Annotated in this window: 16 protein-coding genes and 1 pseudogene; 13 read left to right on the top strand and 4 right to left on the bottom strand. The window is 76.1% G+C overall.

Annotated elements, in window-relative coordinates; all coding sequences use genetic code 11:
* Nucleotides 1-7 precede the first annotated feature (7 nt).
* Nucleotides 8-991: a class I SAM-dependent methyltransferase gene (locus AC4OR8_RS00700; RefSeq protein ID WP_492163648.1), complete on the bottom strand. Its 984-nt coding sequence runs from the start codon at nucleotides 989-991 to the stop codon at nucleotides 8-10.
* A gap of 51 nt (nucleotides 992-1,042) precedes the next feature.
* Here AC4OR8_RS00700 and AC4OR8_RS00695 point away from each other — a divergent pair, with 51 nt between their 5' ends.
* Entirely contained in the window at nucleotides 1,043-1,771 is a 729-nt protein-coding gene (locus AC4OR8_RS00695; protein WP_492163647.1) for a Fic family protein, read from the top strand.
* Between the two features lie 331 nt (nucleotides 1,772-2,102).
* On the opposite strand, the gene AC4OR8_RS00690 is transcribed toward AC4OR8_RS00695, so the two are convergent.
* Complete coding sequence (locus AC4OR8_RS00690; protein WP_492163646.1) at nucleotides 2,103-2,894, bottom strand: HAD family hydrolase; 792 nt, start codon at nucleotides 2,892-2,894, stop codon at nucleotides 2,103-2,105.
* Nucleotides 2,895-3,097: 203 nt separating this feature from the next.
* Between AC4OR8_RS00690 and ssd the strand changes: the two genes are divergently transcribed.
* From ssd to AC4OR8_RS00655, 7 genes and pseudogenes are all read left to right on the top strand, one after another.
* A complete protein-coding gene (ssd, locus tag AC4OR8_RS00685; RefSeq protein WP_492163645.1) occupies nucleotides 3,098-4,177 on the top strand; it encodes a septum site-determining protein Ssd in 1,080 nt (359 codons plus the stop codon).
* Nucleotides 4,174-5,367: a TadA family conjugal transfer-associated ATPase gene (locus AC4OR8_RS00680; RefSeq protein ID WP_492163644.1), complete on the top strand. Its 1,194-nt coding sequence runs from the start codon at nucleotides 4,174-4,176 to the stop codon at nucleotides 5,365-5,367. Before ssd ends, AC4OR8_RS00680 begins: the two co-directional genes overlap by 4 nt.
* Nucleotides 5,364-6,206, top strand: coding sequence for a type II secretion system F family protein (locus AC4OR8_RS00675; protein ID WP_492163643.1), 843 nt, complete (start codon nucleotides 5,364-5,366; stop codon nucleotides 6,204-6,206). The genes AC4OR8_RS00680 and AC4OR8_RS00675 overlap by 4 nt, the downstream gene beginning before the upstream one ends.
* Nucleotides 6,203-6,934, top strand: coding sequence for a type II secretion system F family protein (locus tag AC4OR8_RS00670; protein ID WP_492163642.1), 732 nt, complete (start codon nucleotides 6,203-6,205; stop codon nucleotides 6,932-6,934). The genes AC4OR8_RS00675 and AC4OR8_RS00670 overlap by 4 nt, the downstream gene beginning before the upstream one ends.
* A 174-nt stretch (nucleotides 6,935-7,108) precedes the next feature.
* Nucleotides 7,109-7,372 (top strand): DUF4244 domain-containing protein, encoded by a 264-nt coding sequence (locus tag AC4OR8_RS00665; protein WP_492163641.1) that lies wholly within the window; start codon nucleotides 7,109-7,111, stop codon nucleotides 7,370-7,372.
* Nucleotides 7,369-7,803 carry a TadE family type IV pilus minor pilin gene (locus AC4OR8_RS00660; protein WP_492163640.1) on the top strand — a complete coding sequence of 145 codons (435 nt, stop codon included), beginning with the start codon at nucleotides 7,369-7,371 and terminating at the stop codon, nucleotides 7,801-7,803. The genes AC4OR8_RS00665 and AC4OR8_RS00660 overlap by 4 nt, the downstream gene beginning before the upstream one ends.
* Nucleotides 7,800-8,135 (top strand): annotated as a pseudogene (locus AC4OR8_RS00655) (Rv3654c family TadE-like protein); the annotation flags it as partial. The gene AC4OR8_RS00660 and the pseudogene AC4OR8_RS00655, both read left to right, overlap by 4 nt.
* A gap of 35 nt (nucleotides 8,136-8,170) precedes the next feature.
* Here the strand turns inward: AC4OR8_RS00655 and AC4OR8_RS00650 are convergent.
* Nucleotides 8,171-10,513, bottom strand: a complete 2,343-nt coding sequence (locus tag AC4OR8_RS00650; protein WP_492163639.1) for a DEAD/DEAH box helicase — start codon at nucleotides 10,511-10,513, stop codon at nucleotides 8,171-8,173.
* Between the two features lie 187 nt (nucleotides 10,514-10,700).
* Between AC4OR8_RS00650 and AC4OR8_RS00645 the strand changes: the two genes are divergently transcribed.
* On the top strand, nucleotides 10,701-11,051 hold the full coding sequence (locus AC4OR8_RS00645; RefSeq protein WP_492163638.1) for an anti-sigma factor antagonist: 351 nt from the start codon (nucleotides 10,701-10,703) through the stop codon (nucleotides 11,049-11,051).
* A 230-nt stretch (nucleotides 11,052-11,281) separates the two neighbouring features.
* Nucleotides 11,282-13,690 carry a sodium-translocating pyrophosphatase gene (locus tag AC4OR8_RS00640; protein WP_492163637.1) on the top strand — a complete coding sequence of 803 codons (2,409 nt, stop codon included), beginning with the start codon at nucleotides 11,282-11,284 and terminating at the stop codon, nucleotides 13,688-13,690.
* Nucleotides 13,691-13,791: 101 nt separating this feature from the next.
* On the opposite strand, the gene AC4OR8_RS00635 is transcribed toward AC4OR8_RS00640, so the two are convergent.
* Nucleotides 13,792-14,640, bottom strand: coding sequence for a LysR family transcriptional regulator (locus AC4OR8_RS00635; RefSeq protein WP_492163636.1), 849 nt, complete (start codon nucleotides 14,638-14,640; stop codon nucleotides 13,792-13,794).
* Nucleotides 14,641-14,743: 103 nt separating this feature from the next.
* Here AC4OR8_RS00635 and AC4OR8_RS00630 point away from each other — a divergent pair, with 103 nt between their 5' ends.
* The 3 genes from AC4OR8_RS00630 (at nucleotide 14,744) to topA (ending at nucleotide 19,961) form a co-directional block, all read left to right on the top strand.
* Complete coding sequence (locus tag AC4OR8_RS00630) at nucleotides 14,744-15,466, top strand: SDR family oxidoreductase (RefSeq protein ID WP_492163635.1); 723 nt, start codon at nucleotides 14,744-14,746, stop codon at nucleotides 15,464-15,466.
* Between the two features lie 58 nt (nucleotides 15,467-15,524).
* Nucleotides 15,525-17,033: a DUF7059 domain-containing protein gene (locus AC4OR8_RS00625; RefSeq protein WP_492163634.1), complete on the top strand. Its 1,509-nt coding sequence runs from the start codon at nucleotides 15,525-15,527 to the stop codon at nucleotides 17,031-17,033.
* Between the two features lie 150 nt (nucleotides 17,034-17,183).
* Nucleotides 17,184-19,961: a type I DNA topoisomerase gene (topA, locus tag AC4OR8_RS00620; RefSeq protein ID WP_492163633.1), complete on the top strand. Its 2,778-nt coding sequence runs from the start codon at nucleotides 17,184-17,186 to the stop codon at nucleotides 19,959-19,961.
* Nucleotides 19,962-20,027: the final 66 nt, after the last annotated feature.

Raw genomic sequence — 20,027 nt, 5'->3', positions numbered from 1 at the left:
GAGCCGGTCACCGGAAGTCGAAGAGGAGCACGGTGTCGTCGTCGACCGTGGTGGCGGAGTCGGGGGCCTTGGTGATGTCGGTGACGGCCGGAAGGCTGCCGGTGGTGACGACCAGCGGGGCGCCGTCGGCGGGATCCGCGTCGTCGGTGTCGTCGCCGCCCCGGGTGGCCGGGTCGGGCTCGGGAGCCGGCTCGCGGACCTGCTCCACCACGACGGCGCGGAAGCAGCGCACGACGTACGGCAGCTGCATGCCGTCCATGCCGCGGCCGTACTCGTCGTAGAACGCCAGCACCTGGGCGCGCACCCGCTCGCGCCCGGCCTCGTCGAGCACGGCGACGTGGGAGCGGGAGAGCGCGAGGTCCTGCACGCTGCGCCGGTCGAGGGTCTGCCGGGAGCGGAAGGTGGCGTCCTCGACGAAGCCGAAGAGGGGGGAGTGCACCAGCGCGCTGTCGGAGGCGTTCGACCCGCCGCTCTCGATGAGCCCGCCGAGACGGCGCACCCACGGGATGCGCTCGTCGCGCTCGTTCCACACCAGCGCGAGGTAGCCCCCGGGGCGCAGCACCCGCGCGATCTCCGGCAGCGCCCGGTCGGGGTCGAGCCAGTGGAACGCCTGGGCGCACACCACGACGTCGACGCAGGCGTCGGGCAGCGGCAGCTCCTCGGCGGGCGCCACGGCGGTGCGGACGTCGGGCAGCCGCTCGGCCAGCAGGGCCAGCATCGCGGCGTCGGGGTCGGTGGCGAGCACCTCGTGGCCCAGTGCCACCAGCTGCTCGGTGAGCTTGCCGGTGCCGGCGCCGACCTCGAGCACGGTCACCGGCTCCTCGCCGGTGAGCCAGGCCGCCGCCGCGGCGGGGTAGCCCGGGCGGCCGCGGTGGTAGGCCTGCGCCACGGCGCCGAACGAGCGGGCCGGGTCGGGGCGGCCCGGGGTGGGGTCCGGGGTGGGGTCGGGGGTGTGGCCGGCGTCGGCTGCGGGGGAGGGGGAGTCGGCCATGGTCCGGCGACGATATCCGCCCCGACCGGCAGCGGCGATAGCCTCGGCCGCGTGACCGCCGACCCGCTGGCCTGGCTGACCTCGCTGGAGGGGGTGCCGAGCGCGTACGTCGCCGTGCGCGACGGCATCGACGTGATGCTGCGCGACCGCGGCCTGCGCCGTACCTCGCCCGAGACCACCGGGGAGTCGCTGCTGCGCGGGGCGCACGCCTCCGCGGTGCTGGAGGGCTCCGGCTCGACCCTGGCGCAGGTGCGCGAGGGCGCCGGCGACGACGTGGCGGCCGCCGCCGTGCGGGTGTCGACCGAGCTGCTGTCGCTGGCGCCGACCCTGGGCCGCTCCCCGCTGCAGGCGCTGGCCCGCATCCACGCGCTCGCCGCGGGTGGCGCGCTGCCCGACGACCGGCTCGGCCGCCCCCGTGACGGCGACGCCGCCGACCGGCTGCGCGCGCTCGCGGCCGTGCTGACCGCGCCCACGCAGGCCCCGGCCCTGCTGGTGGCGGCCCTGGTGCACGCCGACCTCGCCACGTCGGCGCCGTTCGCCTCCCACAACGGCATCGTGGCGCGGGCCGCGGAGCGGCTGGTGCTGGTGGCGCGCGGGGTCGACGAGAAGTCGCTGGTGGTGCCCGAGGCCGGTCACCTGGCGCTGCGCGAGACCTACGAGTCGAACCTGCGCGCCTACCGCGAGGGCGGTGAGTCGGGCGTGCACGCCTGGGCGCTCTACGCCGCGGAGGCGTTCGCCGCCGGCGCCGAGGCGAGCCCGCTGCGTCGGGCCTCGGCCTGACCGTGCTGGCCGCGCCGGCCCTGCTGGCCGATCTGGCCGATCCGCTGGACCCGGGCGGGTGGGGACATGCAGGTGGCGCCCGGGTTGTCGTTCCACCCGAGCGCCACCGCTGACACGCGAGACCGCCGGCTACCAGGCGTGCATCTCATCTGCTGCAACGGGAGCGTGTCCCGCGGCATGCGCCCATAAGAAGGGTGGATCGCCGCGTGGGTACCCCGGTTCGCGTGTACGTCTCTGTGCTGTTGTGCTGCCCCCATGTGTACGCCGCTGTGACCTGGCACACAACCCCTACCGCCGGGTAGCCACGGGTTCCGGGGACGGCCGGCCGGGGTCAGGCCCCGGGGCGCTCGGCCCGGCGGCGGGCCCCGCTCCAGAGCACGCCGCCGACCGCGACCAGGCCGGTGACGGCGAGGGTGGCCAGCGCCGAGCGGACGCCGGGCACGCGGCTGCGCAGCGCGACCGGCCGGGTGAACACCAGCACCGGCCAGCCGCGTGCGGTGGCGACGCGACGCAGGTCCTTGTCGGGGTTGACCGCATGGGGGTGGCCGACCGTCTCGAGCATGCTGACGTCGGTGATCGAGTCGCTGTAGGCCCAGCTGGCGTCGAGGTCGTAGCCGCGCTCGGCGGCCAGCGCCCGGATGGCGGCGGCCTTCTCCTCGGCGTAGGCGTAGTAGGCGATGTCGCCGGTGTAGCGGCCGTCCACCTCCTCGAGGCGGGTGGCGATGACGATGTCGGCGCCGAGCATGGCGCCGATCGGCTCCACCACCTCGCTGCCGGAGGTGGAGACGATCACGACGTCGCGGCCCGCGGCGTGGTGCTCCTCGATGAGGGTCACCGCCTCGTCGTAGACCAGCGGGTCGACGATGGTGTGCAGCGTCTCCGCCACGATCTCGCGCACCGTGGCGACGTCCCAGCCGGCGACCAGCTGCGACATGAACAGCCGCATCTTCTCCATCTGCTCGTGGTCGGCGCCGCCGGTGAGGTAGACGAACTGGCCGTAGGCCGTGCGCATGATGGCGCGCCGGGAGATCAGGCCGCCCGCCTGGAAGGGCTTGGTGAAGGCCATGGCGCTCGACTTGGCGATGATGGTCTTGTCGAGGTCGAAGAAGGCCGCTCCCGGCATGCCGCCAGCATAGGGCGGGCCCGGTCGACGCGGGCGCCGACCGCGCAGGCGGTGGACGGGCCGGTGGACGGGCCGGTGGACGGGCCGGTGGACGAGGCGCTGCTCGGCCCACGAGCCGTCCCCAGGGCGGCTGCGGCCGGCCCCGTCCACAGCGGCTCCGCCGGCGGGCGTCGTACGTCGGAGCACCGGGTGAGCCTCGGACCATGACCGCTCCCCTCCTGCTCACCCGCGATCCCGTGCTCCTCGACGAGCTGGCCCGCCTGGCCGCCGCGGCCGGCGCCGCGCCCGAGGTGGTCGACGACGACGCCGCCGTGCTGCGCGGGTGGGTCGCCGCCCCGGTCGTCCTGGTGGGCGCCGACGCGGTCGAGGCGCTGCTGGCCCTCGGCCCTCGCCGGCGCGACCGGGTGCACGTCGTGACCTCCGCCCCGCCCGACGCCGGCCTGCTGGCCCGGGCGCTCGCGCTGGGCGCCGAGTGCGTGCTGGCGCTGCCCGAGGCGGCCGGGCGGCTCACCGAGCTGCTGACCGACCTGGGGGAGGGGCGCGCGTCGCCGGGCCGGGTGGTCGCGGTGGTGGGCGGCTCGGGTGGCGCCGGGGCCACCACCCTGGCCTGCGCGCTCGGGCAGGCGGCCGGACGCCGCGGGCCGGCGCTGGTGGTCGACCTCGACCCGCTCGGCCCAGGGGTCGACCGGGTGCTGGGCCTCGAGCGCGAGCCCGGGGTGCGCTGGGACGCGCTGGCCGAGACCACCGGACGGCTCAGCTCCCGCTCGCTGCGCGACGCCGTGCCCCGCCGCGACGGCACGGGCGCGCTCGCCTGGCCCGCGGGCCCGCCCCGGCCGCTGCACCCGGTGGCGGTGCGCGAGGTGCTCTCCGCGGCCCGCCGGGGCCACGACACCGTGGTGGTCGACCTGCCGCGCGCCGCCGACGCGCTGGTGGAGGAGACCTGCGCCCGCTGCGACGTGGTGCTGGTGGTGGTGGCGGCCTCGGTCACCGGTCTCTCGGCCGCCGCCCGGCTGTGCCGACGCCTGGCGGGACCGAGCCCGGGCGCGTCGCCCGACGAGGGCGTGCTCCGCCTCGCCGTCCGCGGTCGGGGGCTGGCGCCGGCGGAGGTCGCGCGGGCGACGGGCGTGCCGGTGGCCGGGGTGGTGCCCGAGCAGCGCGGGCTGGCCGAGGCCGTGGACCTGGGCCTCGGGCCGGTGCGCTCGTGGCGCGGTCCGCTGGGCCGGGCCGCCGGGCGCCTGCTGGACGCCACGGCGGCGCCGCCCGCCCGCGGGGTCGCCGCGTGAGCGCGGTGCCCCCGGTGGTCGACGCGGCCACCGTGGAGCAGGTGCGCGAGCGCCTGGCGCGCGAGCCCGGCGACCTCACGCCCCACCGTGTGGCGGGTGCGCTGCGCGCCACCGGCCGACCGGTGGGTGACGCCACAGTGCTCGCCGTGCACGAGGCGCTGCGCCGCGACGTCGTCGGGGCCGGCCCCCTCGAGCCGCTGCTGCGGCTGCCGGAGGTCACCGACGTGCTCGTCAACGGCGCCCACCAGGTGCTGCTCGACCGCGGCGCCGGCCTCGAGCCCACCGGCGTGCGGTTCGCCGACGACGAGGCGGTGCGCCGACTGGCCCAGCGGCTGGCGGCGCTGGCGGGGCGGCGCCTCGACGACGCCAGCCCCTGCGCCGACCTGCGCCTGGCCGACGGCACCCGCTTCCACGCCGTGCTGGCCCCGGTCGCCCGACCCGGCACGGTCATCTCGCTGCGGGTGCCGGCGCGGCGCACCTTCGACCTCGTCGCCATGCAGGCCGCCGGCACCCTGGGGCCCCACGGCGCTCGGCTGCTGCGGGAGGTCGTCGACGCGCGGCTCGCGTTCCTGGTCACCGGCGGCACCGGGTCGGGAAAGACCACGCTCCTCGCGGGCCTGCTGGGGCTCGTCGACCCCGGTGAGCGCATCGTGGTCGCCGAGGACGCCTCCGAGCTGAGGCCCGACCACCCCCACGTCGTCGGCCTGGAGGCCCGCCCGCCCAACATCGAGGGCGCCGGCGCGATCGTGCTGCGCGACCTCGTGCGCCAGGCGCTGCGGATGCGGCCTGACCGGCTCGTGGTCGGCGAGGTGCGCGGCGGCGAGGTCGTCGAGCTGCTGGCCGCGCTCAACACCGGCCACGACGGCGGCTGCGGCACGCTGCACGCCAACTCCGCCACCGACGTGCCGGCGCGGGTCGAGGCGCTCGCGCTGGCCGCGGGCCTGGGCCGGGCCGCGGCCCACAGCCAGCTGGCCGCCGGCATCGACGTGGTGCTGCACCTGCGGCGCGGACGCGACGGCGTGCGCCGCCTGGCCGAGGTGGCGGTGCCGGTGCGCGACGACGACGGGATGGTGGCGATGGCGGTCGCGGCCCGGTGGGCCGCCGGCCCGTCGACACCGGGTGCGGCGGGCGACCTGGTCGAGGGGCCCGGGGCGGGCCTGCTCGCGGAGGCGCTCGAGGCGCGGCGGTGAGCCCGGACCGCCACCTGGTGAGCGTGCCGAGCGCGTCGGCGGCCGTGCCCGTCGACGCGTGGAGCGCCGTGGCGGTGGGCGCCGCCGCGCTGGCGGCCGCCCTGTGGTGGCGGGGGGCGCCGCGGGCCTGCGGTGCCGCGGCGGGCGGGGAGCCGCGGTGGCGGGGCCGGCTGGCGGTGCCGCTCGCCGTGGTCGGTGCGGTGGTGCTGCTCCCGGGGCCGCGCCCGGTCGTGCTCGCGCTGGTGGTGCTCGGCGCCGGCGCCGCGGCCGGGCGGCTGTGGCGCGCCCACCAGCGTGCCGCCGCGGCCCGGGCGACGGCCGACCGCGTGCTCGAGGCCTGCGAGCAGCTGGCCGGCGAGCTGGTGGCCGGGCGGCCGCCGTCCGCGGCCCTGGAGCGCGCCGCTGCCGACTGGCCCGTGCTGGCGCCCGTCGCGGAGAGCCAGCGCCTCGGCACCGACGTGCCGAGCGCGTGGCGGCAGGTCGCCGCACGGCCTGGGGCCGGCGACCTGCGGCTGCTCGCCGGGGCCTGGCAGGTCGCCCACCGCACCGGGCAGGGCCTGGCCGAGGCGGTCGACCGGGTGTCGCTCGACCTGCGGGCGTCCCGGGCCACCGACCGCGTGGTGCGCGGCGAGCTCGCCTCGGTGCGGGCCACGGTGCGCCTGGTGGCCGTGCTCCCCCTGCTGGCGCTCGCGATGGGCTCCGGCGCCGGCGGCGACCCCTGGGGCTTTCTGCTGGGCCACCCGGTCGGTCTCGCGTGCCTGGCCGGGGGCCTCGGGCTCGCGCTGGCCGGGGTGGCCTGGGTCGAGGCGATCGCCCGCTCGGTCGAGGCCGCACGGTGAAGCCGTGGGTGTGGGTGGCGGTGCCGGCGGCCGCTGCGGCGGTGCTGCTGCTCCACCGGCCCCGGCCGGGGCCGCCGCGCCACCCCGGCCCGGCGCCGACGCCGGGCCACCCGGTGAGCGACGCGGGCTGGCTCCACCGTCACCGCGCCTGGTGGTCGGTGCTGGCGGGGGCCGGGGCGTGGGCGTTCCTCGGCGGCCCGGCGGGTGCGTTCGCCGCCCCGGTCGCGGCGGTCGCGGTCTGGGTGGTGGTGGGCCGCTCCGAGCCCACCGGGGTGCGCCTGGAACGCGAGGCCGTGCGCCGCGACCTGCCCCACCTCGTCGCGCTGGTGGGCTCGGCCCTGCGCGCAGGTGCCTCGCCGCAGGAGGCGGTCTCCGTGGCCACCGCCGCCCTGCCGGGCCCGGCGGCCCGGCGCCTCGAGGAGTCGCGCCACCGGCTGCGCCTGGGCCTCGACCCCGGCCAGGTGTGGCGCCTGCTGGCGGGCGACCCCGACCTCGCACCGCTCGGCCGAGCGCTGGCCCGCGCCCACGAGAGCGGCGCCCCGGTCGTCGCCGCGGTCGACCGCCTGGCCGACGAGCTGGCGCGCAGCGCCCGCGCCGACGTCGAGGACCGCGCGCGTGCGGTCGGCGTGCGGTCCGCGGCCCCGCTCGGCCTGTGCCTGCTGCCGGCGTTCGTGCTGGTCGGCATCGTGCCGGTGGTCGCCGCCCTGCTGGAGACCCTGGCGTGGTGAGCGTGGTGAGCGTGGTGAGCGTGGTGAGCGTGGGGAGGCGCCACGAGCCGTGCACACCCACCGGGTCCGGCGGGGTCGTCCACAGCAGGGCCGCCGAGCCCGGCGCCGACCGGTCGGGGCGGGCGAGGCTCGGCCCAGGCCGCAGGGTGCGGCCGTGACCCGAGGAGGTCCCCGATGCACCGACCCGTCCGCTCCGAGCCCCTCACCCCGCCCGCCGCTCCGCCCGCCCCCCTGCCCGTCCCCCTGCCGGTCGCCCGGCCGCGCGTCCCGGCACGCACCCGCGGCGACGCCGGCATCACCACCGCCGAGTACGCCGTGGGCACCGCTGCCGGCGCCGGCCTCGCCGGGCTGCTCTACAAGATGCTCACCGGCGGCTTCGGCAACCAGCTGCTCACCCGCCTCTTCGACCACGTCCTCGGGCTCCTGGGGATTGGGTGACCGCGGGCCCCACGCCGTCGTGCGGGAGCGCCGTGGGGGCGGCGCAGGCGGCACCGCCGCGGCGCCGCGCGGCACGCCCCGAGCAGGGGGCGGTCACGGCCGAGGCGGCGCTGGTGCTGCCGGTGCTGCTGGCTGTCACCGGGCTGCTGGTGTGGCTGCTGAGCGTGGGGCTCGCGCAGGTCCGTGTCGTCGACGCCGCGCGCGAGGCGGCGCGGGTGGCCGCGCGCGGCGACGGCGACGCGGCGGCGGTGGCGGCGGCCCAGCAGGTCGCCCCCGACGGGGCGTCGGTGTCAGTGGCCCGCGACGGCGACCGCGTGGTCGTCTCGGTGCGCGCGGTCGTCGACGGGCCCGGTGGCGTCATCGGCGCGCTGTCCGGTGCCGACGTCGCCGCCGAGGCCGTGGGGGTCGTCGAGACCGCGGGGGAGCCGTGAGCCCGGCGGTGCGGGCCGGGCGCGACGACGGCGGGGTCGCCACCGTGCTGGCCGTGGCCTGCCTGGGGGTGCTCCTGCTGGTCGGTGCGGCGCTGGGCGTGGTGGCGGCGCTGGTGGTCGACCACCGCACCGCGCAGTCGGCCGCCGACCTGGCCGCGCTGGCCGGGGCCGGGGCAGTGCTCGACGACCCGTGCGGGGTCGCCGACGCCGTGGCGCACGACAACGGCGCCCGCCTGGTCGCCTGCACCGTGGACGGGTGGGACGTACGGGTCGAGGTCGAGGTGACCGGTCCGCGGTGGCTCGGCCAGCGCGGCGACCTGCGGGGCAGTGCCCGGGCGGGCCCCGCCCAGGCCCACCGCGCAGGGGGTCAGACGGGCGTCAGCGACGGGGCGCCGGCCAGCAGCGCGTCGAGCAGCCGGCCGGCGCCCTGCTTGTCGAGAGGGTTGTTCTGGTTGCCGCACTTGGGCGACTGGATGCAGGAGGGGCAGCCGTCGTCGCACTCGCAGGAGCCGATGGTCTCGCGGGTGGCCGACAGCCAGGCCCGAGCGGCGTGGAACCCGCGCTCGGCGAAGCCGGCGCCGCCGGGGTGGCCGTCGTGCACGAAGACGGTCAGCTCGCCGGTGTCGGGGTGGAGGGCGGTCGAGACGCCGCCGATGTCCCAGCGGTCGCAGGTGGCGAAGAGCGGCAGCAGCCCGATCGAGCAGTGCTCGGCGGCGTGCGCGGCCCCGGGCAGGTCGGCGGTGGCGAGCCCGGCCTCGGCGAGCACGTCGGCCGGCACGGTCCACCACACCGCGCTGGTGCGCAGCGCGCGCTCGGGCAGGTCGAGGAGCTCCTCGCCCACCACCTCCCCGCCGGGCTGGCGGCGCTTGAGGAACGACACCACCTGGTGCGACACGTCGACGTCGCCCAGCGAGAGCCGGCAGCGCCCCCAGGCGCGGTGCTCGCGCTCGGCCACCACGGCGATGTCGGTGACCTCGCGCGCCGACGTGGAGTAGTCGGGCTCGGCGCGGGCGATGACGGCGACGTGCTCCTCGAGGTCGAGGGACTCCACCAGGTAGGTCTCGCCCCGGTGCACGTAGACGGCGCCGGCGTGGGCCGTGCCGTGGGAGCTCGAGGCGTCGACGGTGCCGACCACCCGCCCGGTGCCGGCCTCCACCAGCGAGACCGGCACCCCACCGGTGGAGCGGATGTCGGCGAGGTCGCAGGCACGCCGGGGGTCGGTCCAGTACCAGCCGCGCGCGCGGCGTCGCAGCAGGCCGCCCGCGGTCAGCTGCTCGACGACGTCGGGCGCGGTGGGCCCGAAGAGCGCGAGGTCGTCGGGGGTCAGCGGGGCCTCCTGGGCCGCCGCGCACAGGTGGGGCCCGAGCACGTAGGGATTGCCGGGGTCGAAGACCGTGGCCTCCAGCGGGGCCCCGAAGAGCGCCTCGGGGTGGTGCACCAGGTAGGTGTCGAGCGGGTCGTCGCGGGCCACCAGCAGGCCGAGCGCGTCCTGGGCGCCCCGCCCCGCCCGGCCCACCTGCTGCCACAGCGCCGCCCGGGTGCCGGGGAAGCCGGCCATCAGCACGGCGTCGAGACCGCTCACGTCGATGCCGAGCTCGAGGGCGTTGGTGGCCGCGAGCCCGCACAGCCGCCCGTCGCGCAGCGCCTGCTCGATCACCCGGCGCTCCTCGGGGAGGTAGCCCCCGCGGTAGGCCGCGATGCGGGAGGCCAGCGCCGGCTCGACCTCGGCGACCAGCCCGGCCGCCGTCATCGCGACCTGCTCGGCGCCGCGACGCGAGCGCACGAAGGCGAGCGTGCGGACGTCCTCGACGACGAGGTCAGCGAGCAGGTCGGCGGTCTCGGAGGAGGCGGCACGGCGTACCGGCGCGCCGTTCTCGCCGGTGTGGGTCGTCAGCGGCGGCTCCCACAGGCCCACCGACACCCGCCCCCGCGGGGAGCCGTCGTCGGTCACCGCGCGCACGTCGAGGCCGGTGAGCCGCCCGGCCGCGACCGCCGGCTCGGCCACGGTGGCCGAGGCCAGCACGAACGTCGGGTCGGCGCCGTGCAGGGCGCAGACCCGGCGCAGGCGGCGCAGCACGTGGGCGACGTGGGCGCCGAAGACGCCGCGGTAGTGGTGGCACTCGTCGACCACGACGTAGCGCAGCGAGCCGAGGAAGTCGGCCCACCGGGCGTGGCCCGGCAGCATCGAGCAGTGAAGCATGTCGGGGTTGGTCAGCAGGTACTCGCCGTGCTCGCGGGCCCAGTCGCGCTGGTCGCGCCCCGAGTCGCCGTCGTGGGTCGTGGCCCGCACGTCGAGGTCGAGCGCGCGCAGCGCGGCCAGCTGGTCCTGGGCCAGCGCCTTGGTGGGCGCGACGTAGAGCACGGAGGCCCCGCGCTGGCCCCGGCTGCCGCGGGCCTGGGTGAGCGCGGTCAGCGCCGGCAATTGGTAGGCCAGCGACTTGCCGGAGGCCGTGCCGGTGGAGACCACCACGTGCTCGCCGCCGTGCACCGCGTCGGCCGCCTCCACCTGGTGCGACCACAGCTCAGCGACCCCCCGGGCGCCCAGCGCGGCGCGGACCTCGGGGGCGACCCAGCCCGGCCAGGACGCGGTGCGGGCGGCCCGCGCGGGGCGCTCCTCGACGTGGGTGAGCCGGCCCTCGCGCCCGGGCACCGCGGCGAGCCGGTCGACCAGGGCGCCGGGGCGGCCGGTCGGGGCGAGCGCCTGCGTCATGGCGTCGATTCTGACAGGCTGCACCGACAGTCACGCCCCCCTGGGCGGGGGCTGTGCGGCGCCTGGGAATGCTCTTTAACCTTTTTGTGCGCCGGGGCCCCGGGCGTGGTTTCATAAGGGTCGGTCGGCGGACGCCGTCCTCGCGCCCCGCAGGGCCGTCGCCGACCGCCGTGACCAGCAGGCAGACATGGGAGCTGACGTGGACCTCACCCTGGCGACGCGCGAGGTCGATGGGAAGACCATCGTTGCGGTGGGTGGCGAGATCGACGTCTACACCGCTCCCAAGCTGCGCGACAAGATCACCGAGCTCGTCGCCGCCGGCACCTACGACCTCGTCGTCGACATGGAGGCCGTGGAGTTCCTCGACTCCACCGGTCTCGGCGTGCTGGTCGGTGGGCTGAAGAAGGTCCGCGCCCACCACGGCTCGCTGCAGCTGGTGTGCACCCAGGACCGTCTGCTCAAGATCTTCCGCATCACCGGCCTCGCCAAGGTGTTCCACATCCACGGCAGCGCCGACGAGGCCCTCGCCGCCAGCTGAGCCCGGTCCGACCCCGGCCGACCCCGGCCGACGTCCTCACCCCGGCGGCCGAACCCGCGCGCCCCGGCGTACGCCGCGTGGTGCGGTCCGTCGCGCCGCCATGTGTGGCCCAGATCACACGAACTGGTGGCGCGGGGTGGCGCCGTGCGTAGACTCCGGCTCGTCCGGTGAGACCCAGGTCACGTCGTGGTGCTCACCCCCGCGCCCCACCCGCACGCAGGAGGAAGCAGATGACGGGGACCCATCCGTTCGTCGTGGACCTCTCCGGTGGCAACCTCGTCCTGGTCCTCGTCGTCACCGTCATCGCGCTGGGCGCGCTGGCGATGGCGATGGTGTTCCGCCGCGAGGTCCTCGCCGCCGGTGAAGGCACCGAGAACATGCGCACGATCGCCCTCGCGGTGCAGGAGGGCGCCAACGCCTACCTCACGCGCCAGTTCCGCACGCTGGCGATCTTCGCCGCCGTCGCCTTCTTCGCCCTGCTCGTGCTGCCCGCCGACGACGCGGTGGTGCGCATCTTCCGCTCGGTGTTCTTCCTCGTCGGCGCGGGATTCTCCGCCAGCGTCGGCTACCTCGGCATGAACCTCGCGGTGCGGGCCAACCTCCGGGTCGCCGCGGCCGCGCAGACGACCGGTCGCGAGGCCGCGATGACGATCGGCCTGCGCACCGGGGCGATGGTCGGCATGCTCACCGTCGGCCTCGGCCTGCTCGGTGCGAGCCTGGTCGTGCTGTTCTTCCAGGACAAGGCGCCCGAGGTGCTCGAGGGCTTCGGCTTCGGTGCCGCGCTGCTCGCGATGTTCATGCGGGTCGGCGGCGGCATCTTCACCAAGGCCGCCGACGTCGGCGCCGACCTCGTCGGCAAGGTCGAGAACAACATCCCCGAGGACGACCCGCGCAACGCCGCCACGATCGCCGACAACGTGGGCGACAACGTCGGTGACTGCGCCGGCATGGCCGCCGACCTCTTCGAGTCGTACGCCGTCACGCTGGTCGCCGCGCTGATCCTGGGCTCGCAGGTGTTCGGCGACCAGGGCCTGGTGTTCCCGCTGCTGATCCCGGCCATCGGCGCGCTGACCGCGGTTGCCGGGGTCTACCTCACCCGGCCCACACCCGGGCAGAACGGCCTCACCACGATCAACCGCTCCTTCTACCTCTCCTCCGCCATCGCCGCGCTGGCCAGCGTGGTGCTCTGCTACGTCTACCTCCCGGGCAGCTTCGCGGAGTTCGACAACGTCGACCTCGCCGTCACCGGCACCGACGGCGACCCGCGGTTCATCGCGGCCGCCGCGGTGGTGATCGGCATCCTGATGTCGGCCGGCATCCTGGCGCTCACCGGCTACTACACCGGCACCGAGCACCGCCCGGTCAGAGACGTCGGCAAGACCTCGCTCACCGGCGCCGCCACCGTCATCCTCTCCGGGCTGTCGGTCGGCTTCGAGTCGGCGGTCTACACCACGCTGGTGATCGGCGCCGCCGTGTTCGGGGCCTACCTGCTCGGCGGCGCCGCGCTGACGGTGTCGCTGTTCGCGGTGGCCCTGGCCGGCTGCGGCCTGCTCACCACCGTCGGCGTGATCGTGGCCATGGACACCTTCGGCCCGGTCTCCGACAACGCCCAGGGCATCGCGGAGATGTCGGGCGACGTCAGCCCCGCGGGCGCGCAGATCCTCACCGAGCTCGACGCCGTGGGCAACACGACCAAGGCCATCACCAAGGGCATCGCGATCGCCACCGCGGTGCTCGCGGCCACCGCGCTGTTCGGCTCCTACGCCACGTCGGTGTTCGAGGCGGTCCTGGAGGCCGACCCGAGCCGCGAGGAGCGCGGCCTGCTCGACTTCGCGGTGTTCAACCCCGCGGTGCTGGTCGGTGTCCTGCTCGGTGCGGCCGTGGTGTTCCTCTTCTCCGGCCTGGCCATCAACGCGGTGGCTCGTGCGGCCGGCGCGGTGGTCTACGAGGTGCGCCGCCAGTTCCGCGACATCCCCGGGATCATGGAGGGCACCGGGCGTCCCGAGTACGGCAAGGTCGTCGACATCGTCACCAAGGACTCGCTGCGCGAGCTGGTGACGCCCGGCATCCTGGCGGTGCTCGCCCCGATCGCCGTCGGCTTCGGCCTCGGCGCCACCGCGCTCGCGGGCTTCCTGGCCGGCGCCATCGGCACCGGCACCCTGATGGCGGTGTTCCTGGCCAACGCCGGCGGCGCCTGGGACAACGCCAAGAAGCTGGTCGAGGACGGCCACCACGGCGGCAAGGGCTCCGAGGCCCACGCCGCCACCGTCATCGGCGACACCGTCGGCGACCCGTTCAAGGACACCGCCGGCCCGGCGATCAACCCGCTGATCAAGGTGATGAACCTGGTCTCGCTGCTGATCGCGGGCGCCGTGGTCTCGATGAGCGTGGGCGAGGACCAGAACGACGTGCTGCGCATCGTCATCGCCCTGGCCGCGCTCGGCGTCATCGCGGGCGCCGTCTACGTCTCGAAGCAGCGCGAGACGTCGATGGGCGACGAGCCGACCGGTCCGCCGCCGCCGCGGCTGCCCCCGCCGCCGGCCCACCCGCCGGCCGGGTACGTCGACCCGTCCCCGACCGTGCAGCGGCCCGTGCAGCAGCCGCTCCAGCGACCCGCCGACGGCCCCGGCCAGCCCTGATCCGGCCAGCCCTGACCCGCCGGCCCTGACCCGCCGGCCCCGGCGGCGGTTGCCGCACCACCACTCGACCCGCCCGGCGCCCGCCGGGCGGGTCGGGTGCGTCAGAGCCCGGTGGCGGCGCGGACGAGGCCGGCGACGCCGCGGGAGCGGCTCTGGGGCGGCCAGGCGACCACGGTGGTGACCGCCGGCGCGTCGAGCACCGGCACGGCGACGAGGTCGGCGCCCAGCTGGGCGCGGCACGACTCGGGGGCCACGACCACCGCGCGCCCCAGCGCGACCAGCTGGAGGAGCTGGGTGTGGTCGCGCACCTGCGGCCCGGGGCCGTCGGCGTACGTGCCGTCGGGGCGGGGCCACCGAGGCGCCGGCAGGTCGGGCAGGTCGGTGACGTCGGCCAGCAGCAGGTGCTCGCAGGCCGCGAGGGGGTGGGCGGCGGGCAGCACCGCCACCTGCTGCTCGGTGTGCAGGTCCTCGGTGTCGAAGCCGGCCGTGGTGTCGAACGGACGGTGGAGCAGCGCCACGTCGGCGCGGCCGTCGCGCAGCAGCCGCTCCTGCTGCCCGGGCCCGCACAGCTGCACGTCGACGCGCACGGCGTCGGGCTGCTCGGCGTACGCCGCCAGCAGCGCGGCCACCAGCTCGGTGGACGCGCCGGCCTTCGCGACGAGCACCACGCCGGGCTCGCCGGCGTCGGCCAGGCCCGCGCGGCGGGCGCGGCGCTCGGCGGCCGCCACCGCGTCGAGGGCCGCCGTGCCCTCGCGCAGCAGCACCCGGCCGGCCTCGGTCAGCGCGACGCTGCGGCTCGTGCGCACCAGCAGCTCGGCGCCCAGGCGCCGCTCCAGCTGGCGGATGGCCCGCGACAGCGGCGGCTGGGCGATGCCGAGGCGCTCCGCGGCCCGGCCGAAGTGCAGCTCGTCGGCGACGGCCACGAAGTACCGCAGCTCCCGGGTCTCCACGCTCCCAGGCTACTGCGCTTCGGCCCAGCACCGATACCCGGCGGGTATCGCTGCCCACCGCGACGGTGTTGGTGGGCGCCGCGACGCCGGACACGATCGAGGCATGACACAGACGACGACCGCGCTGGTGACCGGCGCGAACAAGGGCATCGGGTACGAGATCGCCGCCGGGCTGGGCGCGCTGGGCTGGTCGGTCGGGGTGGGTGCGCGCGACGACGGGCGTCGCGACGACGCCCTGGCACGGCTGCGTGCGGCCGGGGTCGACGCGTTCGGCGTCCCGCTCGACGTGACCGACGACGCGAGCGTGGCGGGCGCCGCCCGGCTGCTGGAGGAGCGGGGCGGGCTCGACGTGCTCGTCAACAACGCCGGGATCACCGGCGGCCAGCAGCAGCAGCCCACCACCGCCGACCTCGACACGATCCGCACGGTCCTGGAGACCAACGTGATCGGCGTGGTCCGCGTGACCAACGCGCTGCTGCCGCTGCTGCGCCGCTCGGCGTCGCCGCGCATCGTCAACATGTCCAGCGGGGTCGGCTCGCTGGCCCGCCAGAGCGATCCGGAGGGGGAGAGCGGCCCGATCGCGGTGGCCTACTCCCCGTCGAAGACGATGCTGAACGCCGTCACCGTGCAGTACGCCAAGGAGCTCGCCGGCACCGGCGTCCTGGTCAACGCCGCCTGCCCCGGGTTCGTCGCCACCGACCTCAACGGCTTCCGCGGCACCCGCACCCCGCAGCAGGGCGCGGCGATCGCGCTGCACCTGGCGACCCTGGAGGACGACGGCCCCAGCGGCGGGTACTTCGAGGACGCCGGCGTCATCCCCTGGTGACGGCGGCCCCGCCGGCGGCCTGCCGGGTGGGCGCGGCCCACGCCCTACGCTCGCCTGCGTGAGCGACCTCCCCCACCTCCTGCGCGACGCGCTCGTGCGCGCCGACTTCTCCTCCGACGCCGTGGCCGGGCTGCTGGGCCGGCGGGCCCACGAGGCGCTGGCGCGCAACGAGACGACCCCGGGGCTGGGGGCCACCGCCGACGGCTCGCCGCTGGCCACGCTGGTGCGGCTCTTCCTGCTGCAGACGGCGGTGGCCGCCGCCGACGCGGAGCGGGCGCTGCCGGGTCTCCTCGACCGGATGGCCGCCGAGGGCCTGGTCGAGCAGTCGGTGGGGGAGGTGGCGGCCCGGCTCGACGTGCGGCCCCACGCCACCGATCTCGGCTCCGACCACGTGGGCGGGACCGGTGACCTGTGGGTGGTCAGCGACCCGACGCCGGGCCTCGACGGGCTGCCGCAGCGCGTCGGCCGCGACCACGTGCTGGGGGTCAGCCCGGCCTCCACCTCGCTGGCCCAGCTCACGCTGCGCGAGCCGGTGGGGCGCAGCCTCGACCTCGGCACGGGCTGCGGGGTGCAGGCGCTCCACCTCGCGCGCCACAGCGGCGCCGTGGTCGCCACCGACGTCAACGCCCGGGCCCTGCGGCTCGCGCGCTTCAACGCCGCGCTCAACGACGTCGCCGACCGGGTGGAGGTGCGGGAGGGGTCGTTCTTCGAGCCGGTGCGCGGCGAGCGCTACGACCTGGTCGCCACCAACCCGCCGTTCGTGATCAGCCCCGCCACCGGCGAGCGCCTGGTCTACCGCGACTCCGGGCTCCCCGGTGACCGCGTGGTGGAGGACATCGTGCGCGCCGCGCCGGCCCACCTCACCGACGGCGGCTGGTGCCAGGTGCTGGCCAACTGGGTGGTCACCCGCGGCACGCCCTGGGAGGAGCGGCTCGCCGGCTGGCTCGACCCCGGCTGCGACGCGCTGGTCGTGCAGCGCCAGGTGCTCGACCCCGCGGCGTACGTCGAGCTGTGGCTCAAGGACGCAGGACGGCACCCGAGCACCGGCGGCGCCGACGCGGCCGACTACCGCCGTCGCTACGACACGTGGCTGTCGTGGTTCGACGACCACGGTGTGGAGGCCGTGGGCTTCGGCTGGATCAACCTGCGCCGCGGTGCCCCGGCTGAGGCCTCCGGGGCCCCGGCGCGCACCCTGCTGGACTGGCCCTACGACGTCGAGCAGCCGGTCGCCCCGGCGGTGCACGCGTGGGGCGAGGCCGTGCGCACCCCGGTCGGGCCCGACAGCCGTCTGGTGCTGCGCGTCGACGTGCTGCAGGAGACCGTCGGCGCCCCCGGGGCGGAGGACCCCGAGACGATCGTGCTGCGCCAGCAGCGCGGCCTGCGCCGCGCCCGTCGCGTCGACACCGTCGAGGCGGCCCTCGTCGGTGCCTGCGACGGCGACCTCACCGTGGGCCAGATCCTCGACGCGGTCGCCCACCTGCTCGACCTCGACCCGGCCACCCTGCGCAGGGACCGCCTGCCGGTGGTCGCCGAGCTCGTCCGCGAGGGTTTCCTGCGCCCCGCCTGAGCGCGCCACGGCAGCCCTGGTCGCACATGGCTGCCCGTCCGCGCCGACTGCCCGTTGGCCGTCGGCGTCGGGGCCACGCGCTACCGTGAGCCGCCGTGGGCCCCGGAACGGCGGGCCCTCCGCACCCTCGAGCTCAGAACGGCTGGTCCAGTGGCACACAAGTTGGTGATCGTCGAGTCCCCGGCGAAGGCCCGCACCATCGGCGGGTACCTCGGTCAGGGCTACGTCGTCGAGTCCTCCATCGGCCACATCCGCGACCTCCCGCAGAGCGCCGCCGACACCCCGGCCAAGATCAAGGACAAGCCCTGGGGCCGGCTCGCGGTCGACGTGGAGAACGGCTTCGTGCCGCACTACGTCGTGCCGCGCGACAAGAAGTCGCACATCTCCAAGCTGAAGTCGCTGCTCAAGGACGCCGACGAGCTCTTCCTCGCCACCGACGAGGACCGCGAGGGCGAGGCCATCGCGTGGCACCTGCTCGACGAGCTCAAGCCCAAGGGCATCCCGGTGCACCGGATGGTCTTCCACGAGATCACCAAGCCCGCGATCGAGGCCGCGGTGGCCAACCCGCGCCAGATCAACGACGACCTCGTCGAGGCCCAGGAGGCGCGCCGCATCCTCGACCGCCTCTACGGCTACGAGGTCTCCCCGGTGCTGTGGAAGAAGGTCATGTCCGGCCTGTCCGCGGGCCGGGTGCAGTCGGTGGCGACCCGCCTGGTGGTCGACAAGGAGCGCGACCGGATGGCGTTCCGCGTGGCGTCGTACTGGGACCTCGAGGCCACCTTCGACGCCGGCGCGAAGCACGAGCAGCGGATGTTCCCCGCCAAGGTCTACTCCGTCGACGGCGCCCGGGTGGCCCGCGGCTCCGACTTCGGCCAGGACGGGCAGCTCAAGGCCAGCGCCGCCGGCAAGGTGGCCCACCTCGACCGCACCCGCGCCGAGGACCTGTCGGCGCGCCTGCAGGACTCCACCTTCGAGGTCCGCTCGGTCGAGTCCAAGCCCTACCGCCGCTCGCCGTACGCACCGTTCCGCACCACCACGCTGCAGCAGGAGGCCAGCCGCAAGCTCGGCATGAGCGCCTCGGTGACGATGTCGGTGGCGCAGCGGCTATACGAGAACGGCTTCATCACCTACATGCGCACCGACTCCACCACGCTCTCGAAGAGCGCGGTGGGCGCGGCCCGGGCGCAGGTGCGCGAGCTGTACGGCGCGGAGTACCTGCCGGACACCCCGCGGGTCTACGCCTCGAAGGTGAAGAACGCCCAGGAGGCCCACGAGGCCATCCGCCCGGCCGGCGACTCGTTCCGCACCCCGGCCCAGACCGGCCTGCGCGGCGAGCAGTTCCGCCTCTACGAGCTGATCTGGATGCGCACCGTCGCCTCCCAGATGAAGGACGCCGTGGGGCAGTCGGTCACGGTGCGCCTGGGCGGCGCGGCCGCCGCCGGCTCCTCCGGCACCGCCGAGGACGTCGTGTTCTCCGCCTCCGGTCGCGTGATCACCTTCCACGGGTTCCTCAAGGCCTACGTCGAGGGCACCGAGGAGGGTGCGGCCAAGGACGACGCCGAGACCCGCCTGCCCGCCGTCGCCGAGGGTGACGCGGTGTCGGCCGCCACGGTGTCGGCGTCGGGCCACGAGACCAAGCCCCCGGCCCGCTACACCGAGGCCACCTTGATCAAGGAGCTCGAGGAGCGCGAGATCGGGCGACCCTCGACGTACGCCTCGATCATCGGCACGATCCTCAACCGCGGCTACGTCTACAAGAAGGGCACCGCGCTGGTGCCGGCCTGGCTGGCGTTCTCGGTGGTGCGCCTGCTGGAGGAGCACTTCCCGCGCCAGATCTCCTACGAGTTCACCGCCACCATGGAGGACGTGCTCGACGAGATCGCCGCGGGCCGCAAGGACCGCAACACCGAGCTCGGTGAGTTCTACTACGGCAACGGCGACGTCGTGGGCCTCAAGCGGCTCGTCGACGAGCTCGGCGACATCGACGCCCGCGAGCTGGCCACCTTCCCGATCGGCGGGCCCGAGTCGGGCGTCCACCTGCGCGTCGGGCGCTACGGGCCCTACCTCGAGGGCCCCGACGACGAGGGCAACCCCGTCGGCAAGCGCGCCAACGTGCCCGACGACCTGCCGCCCGACGAGCTCACCATGGAGAAGGCCACCGAGCTCTTCGCCAACCCTGCCGGCGAGGAGATCCAGCTCGGCGTGCACCCCGAGACCGGCCTGCAGGTCGTGGCGAAGAACGGCCGCTTCGGCCCCTACGTCACCGAGGCCCTGCCCGAGGACGCCAAGAAGACCGCGAAGCCCCGCACCGGCTCGCTGTTCGCCTCGATGTCGCTGGACACCCTCACCCTCGACGACGCCGTGCGGCTGCTGTCGCTGCCCCGGGTGGTCGGCGTGGGCGAGGACGGCGAGGAGATCACCGCGCAGAACGGTCGCTACGGCCCGTACCTGAAGAAGGGCACCGACTCGCGCTCGCTCACCTCCGAGGAGCAGCTGTTCACCGTCACCCTCGACGAGGCCGTGACGATCTACGCCCAGCCCAAGCAGCGAGGACGCGCCGCGGCCGCCCCGCCGCTCAAGGAGCTCGGCAACGATCCCGTCTCCGGCCAGCCTGTCGTGGTGAAGTCGGGCCGCTTCGGGGAGTACGTCACCGACGGCGAGTACAACGCCACGCTGCGCAAGGACGACACCGTCGAGGACGTCACCCTCGAGCGGGCCGCCGAGCTGCTCGCCGAGCGACGCGAGCGGGGCCCGGCGAAGAAGGCCGCCAAGGGCGCGAAGAAGACACCGGCCAAGAAGGCGCCGGCGAAGAAGACCGCCACGAAGTCGGCCGCCGCCAAGACCGCCGCCAAGAAGACCGCGACCAGGAAGCCGGCGGCGAAGACCGCGACGAAGAAGGCGACCGCCAAGAAGGCCACCACCTCGTAGGTCGTCCGGCGCTGCCCCGGCCCGTCCCGGCCCGGCTCGTCCCGGCCCGGGGCGGCGTGGCGGGTG

The sequence above is a fragment of the Nocardioides sp. FY1077 genome (assembly GCF_058681775.1).
The sequence above is the reverse complement of the archived record's forward strand: the minus strand, read 5'-3'. Positions and strand labels throughout refer to the sequence as shown.